This is a genomic window from Streptomyces sp. HSW2009, from assembly GCF_040240285.1.
GTDB lineage: Bacteria > Actinomycetota > Actinomycetes > Streptomycetales > Streptomycetaceae > Streptomyces.
The window spans coordinates 1-3043 of record NZ_JBEHZD010000757.1; the positions used below are offsets into that span (position 1 = coordinate 1).

Consider the following 3043-nt stretch of genomic DNA (forward strand, 5'->3'; position numbering starts at 1 on the left):
CCCCCCCCCCCCCCCCCCCCCCCCCCCCTCTCCCCCCCCCCCCCCCCCCCCTTCCCCCCCCCCCCCCCCCCCCCCCCCCCCCCCCCCCCCCCCCCCCCCCCCCCCCCCCCCCCCGGGGGGGGCCCCCCCCCCCTCGCCGAGCCCGGTGGCGCCGCCCCGGTGTACGGCCGGCCCGGCGGCGCCCCGGCGTGCGCTCAGCCCGCCGCGCCCACCGGCCAGGTGTGCACCGGCTCTCCGGTACGCATCAGGGTGCAGTACCGGCGTGTCATGGCCGCGCGGGCGGCCTCCCTGGCCCGACCGGTCGCGAGCGTGTGGTGGTAGGTGTCGGACTGCCAGGAGGCGCCGTTGGTCCGCCGGCGACAGCGTTCGGCGATCACGCCGAGGTAGCGGTCCCGGTCGGTCGGCTCCACGCCCCAGGCGTCGAGGCCCGCCGCGGCCAGCGGCAGCAGTTCCTCCAGGACCAGTCGTACGGCCGGGGTACGCGCCACCGACGGCCCGCGGCCCGGGCGCGGCCAGTGCAGCCGTGCCTCGATGCCGTCCCGACAGGCGACGTCGAAGTTCTCCGCCGCCATCGCGAACGGCAGCCGGGTCCACACCGGGCGCGGCTGCTCGCACAAGGCCCTGACCAGGCCGTAGTAGAAGGCCGTATTGGCGATGACGTCGGCGACGGTGGGCCCCGCTGGCAGCACCCGGTTCTCCACGCGCAGGTGCGGCACCCCGTCGGAGACCGCGTACACCGGTCTGTTCCAGCGGTAGATGGTGCCGTTGTGCAGCGTCAGTTCCGAGAGGTGCGGGGCGCCGCCGTCGTCGAGCACCTTCATCGGGTCCTCGTCGCTACTGATCGGCAGCAGCGGGGGGAAGTAGCGGAGGTTCTCCTCGAACAAGTCCTGTGCAGAATCGATCCAGCGCTCTCCGAACCAGGTGCGCGGGCGTACGCCCTGCGCGCTGAGCTCCGGCGATCTGGTGTCGGTGGACTGCACGAACAGCGGCGGGCGCGACTCGCGCCACAGCTCCCGCCCGAAGAGGAAGGGCGAATTCGCCCCGACCGCGATCTGCACCGCGGCCACCGCCTGCGCTGCGTTCCACACATCGGCGAAGCGGCGCGGCGTCACCTGGAGGTGCAACTGCACCGACGTACACGCCGCCTCCGGCGCTATCGAGGCGGACGTGCAGGTCAGCCGCTCGACGCCGGCGATGTCGATGGTGAAGTCCTCCCCCCTGGCGGCCAGCAGCTCGTCATTGAGCAGCCGGTACCGGTCGGCCCTGGAGAGATTGGCGGGCACCAGGTCATCGGCGGCCAGGGTCGGCAGGATGCCGATCATCACGATGCCGGCGGCGACCTCTCCGGCCTTTCTGTCGGCGTATGCGAGTCCGGTACGCAACTCCTCGGATAGCTGGTCGAAGACCCGGCCGTGCATGCGGTGCGGCACGATGTTCACTTCAAGGTTGCACTGACCAAGTTCCGTCTGGAAATCCCCGCTCGCGATGCGTTCGAGGACCTGGTCATTCAACATCCGTGGCATGCCGTCGGGTCCCGCGAGATTCAGCTCGATCTCCAGGCCCATGAGGTTCTTGGGACGCTCGAATCGCTTCTCTTTCAACAGTCGGGCGAAAGCGTCAAGGCATTGCCGCAGCTTTTCACGGTGCCGCTGCCGATCGGACAGGGCAAACCCGCCTGCCACGATCTTCTCACCCATAGAAGCGTCCCTCCTAGACCGCGTCACGGCCGAGCCAGCCGTCTGGAACCCGGCCCAGGAAGGGAGCCGGGAGAAGTCACGGTCGATGATGCCCAGGCGGTGTGATCGATAACGCCCCGTCCACGCAGTGGGACGACTAAGCTCCAGTTACCGAACGCAGCGGGGCCTTCTTGGGCATATGACGACCTACCAGCTCGCCCCACTTTTCGCGGCAGAAAAGACAGGCAAGTTTCAGCCTTCCAACGGCATGATAAAAGCCACGGTCAGCCGCAGGCACCTTCAAAATAAGCGGCACAGAAACGGATCAATCACCACAACGTAAGGGCCGGATAGGACCTTGCCGAGTTGACCGCACAGGTACCGCGAAAGGTAAAGGGAACACCTGTCGTATAAGCTCGCCAATCGAGGCAGAGAGAGGACGACCCGGCAATCAGACCGGCCCTCATCTGACCCGTGCACAGACAGTGCCGTCCGCATCCCCCGTTGCACCTGTCTTGAAGTGAGAGGCGACTATGCCGCTGCATGTCTCCCCAGCCCCAGCGCCCGCGTTGCGCAGCGTCCTCACGGCCCTCGGTTCCCCCGCCGCCGTCCATGAGGCGCGTACCCCCGCCCTACGCGTCGAACCGGGCTCGTTGACCGTCGCGCATCCGCTCCCCCTGCACGTTCTGGACCATGTGACACCCCGTGCCGGGCAAGCAGCGGCGCCGATCACCCGACTCATCGGCTGGCGCTTCCTGATCGTCGGCGCGGAACACGCCGTGGCCGCAGCCGAAACCCTGCTCACAGCGGGTGGCTGGGCGTTCTCCCACTTCTGTGAGGGCCCCTACGTGACCTCCACCGAGCAGGCCCTGCGCCGCGCGGACGCCCTGCCCACCGCGTACCAGCCCAGGCTGCTTTCGGTGCCCGAGCTGTACATGCTGACCCTGTGGCTGCACCGCGAGACGGCGGACGAGCCGGCCGGCGGCCCGCCGGCCCCGGCCGATCTGCTGGTGCCGCTCGCGCCGGCGCCGCCGGGCATCGCCCCCAACCGGCCGCACCAGGTTGCGGACCTGCTGCCGATGCTGACGCTCCGGCTCACCCCGGCGCCGCTTCTGGGAACGCCCGCCTGAACGAACCCGCCCGCCCTGCGAGCAGCACTACCCCGCGCCGAGGCCCCGGCGCAGTCGTACGACCGCGCGCCGCCCCCGCCCGCGCCGCCCCGGGCGGGCGGCACCACCGGCACCACGCTTCCCGTGGGCCCCCCCCCCCCCCCGGGGCGGGGGGGGGCGGGGGGCGCCTGGGAAGTCGCTCAGTGGTTCAAGCAACACGACCATGGCAGCCGGACGAGCCGGTGCCATAGGTAAAGA

At 70.6% G+C, this 3043-nt stretch carries 3 protein-coding genes; 1 reads left to right on the plus strand and 2 read right to left on the minus strand.

The genetic code is table 11. From position 1 onward, the window contains the following. Positions 1-194: 194 nt before the first annotated feature. Positions 195-1697: a glutamate-cysteine ligase family protein gene (locus tag AAHZ94_RS31785; protein ID WP_349997177.1), complete on the minus strand. Its 1503-nt coding sequence runs from the start codon at positions 1695-1697 to the stop codon at positions 195-197. A 512-nt stretch (positions 1698-2209) separates the two neighbouring features. Here AAHZ94_RS31785 and AAHZ94_RS31790 point away from each other — a divergent pair. Then, a complete protein-coding gene (locus tag AAHZ94_RS31790) occupies positions 2210-2806 on the plus strand; it encodes a hypothetical protein (RefSeq protein ID WP_349997178.1) in 597 nt (198 codons plus the stop codon). Positions 2807-2833: 27 nt separating this feature from the next. Here AAHZ94_RS31790 and AAHZ94_RS31795 read toward each other — a convergent pair. Continuing rightward, positions 2834-3043: hypothetical protein (locus tag AAHZ94_RS31795; protein ID WP_349997179.1), on the minus strand; the 210-nt coding region annotated here is incomplete at its 5' end.

What these genes read in the sequence shown, in the direction of transcription:
- AAHZ94_RS31785 (WP_349997177.1), bottom strand. Translation starts at nt 1,697, where the DNA reads ATGGGTGAGAAGATCGTGGCAGGCGGGTTTGCCCTGTCCGATCGGCAG.
- AAHZ94_RS31790 (WP_349997178.1), top strand. Translation starts at nt 2,210, where the DNA reads ATGCCGCTGCATGTCTCCCCAGCCCCAGCGCCCGCGTTGCGCAGCGTC.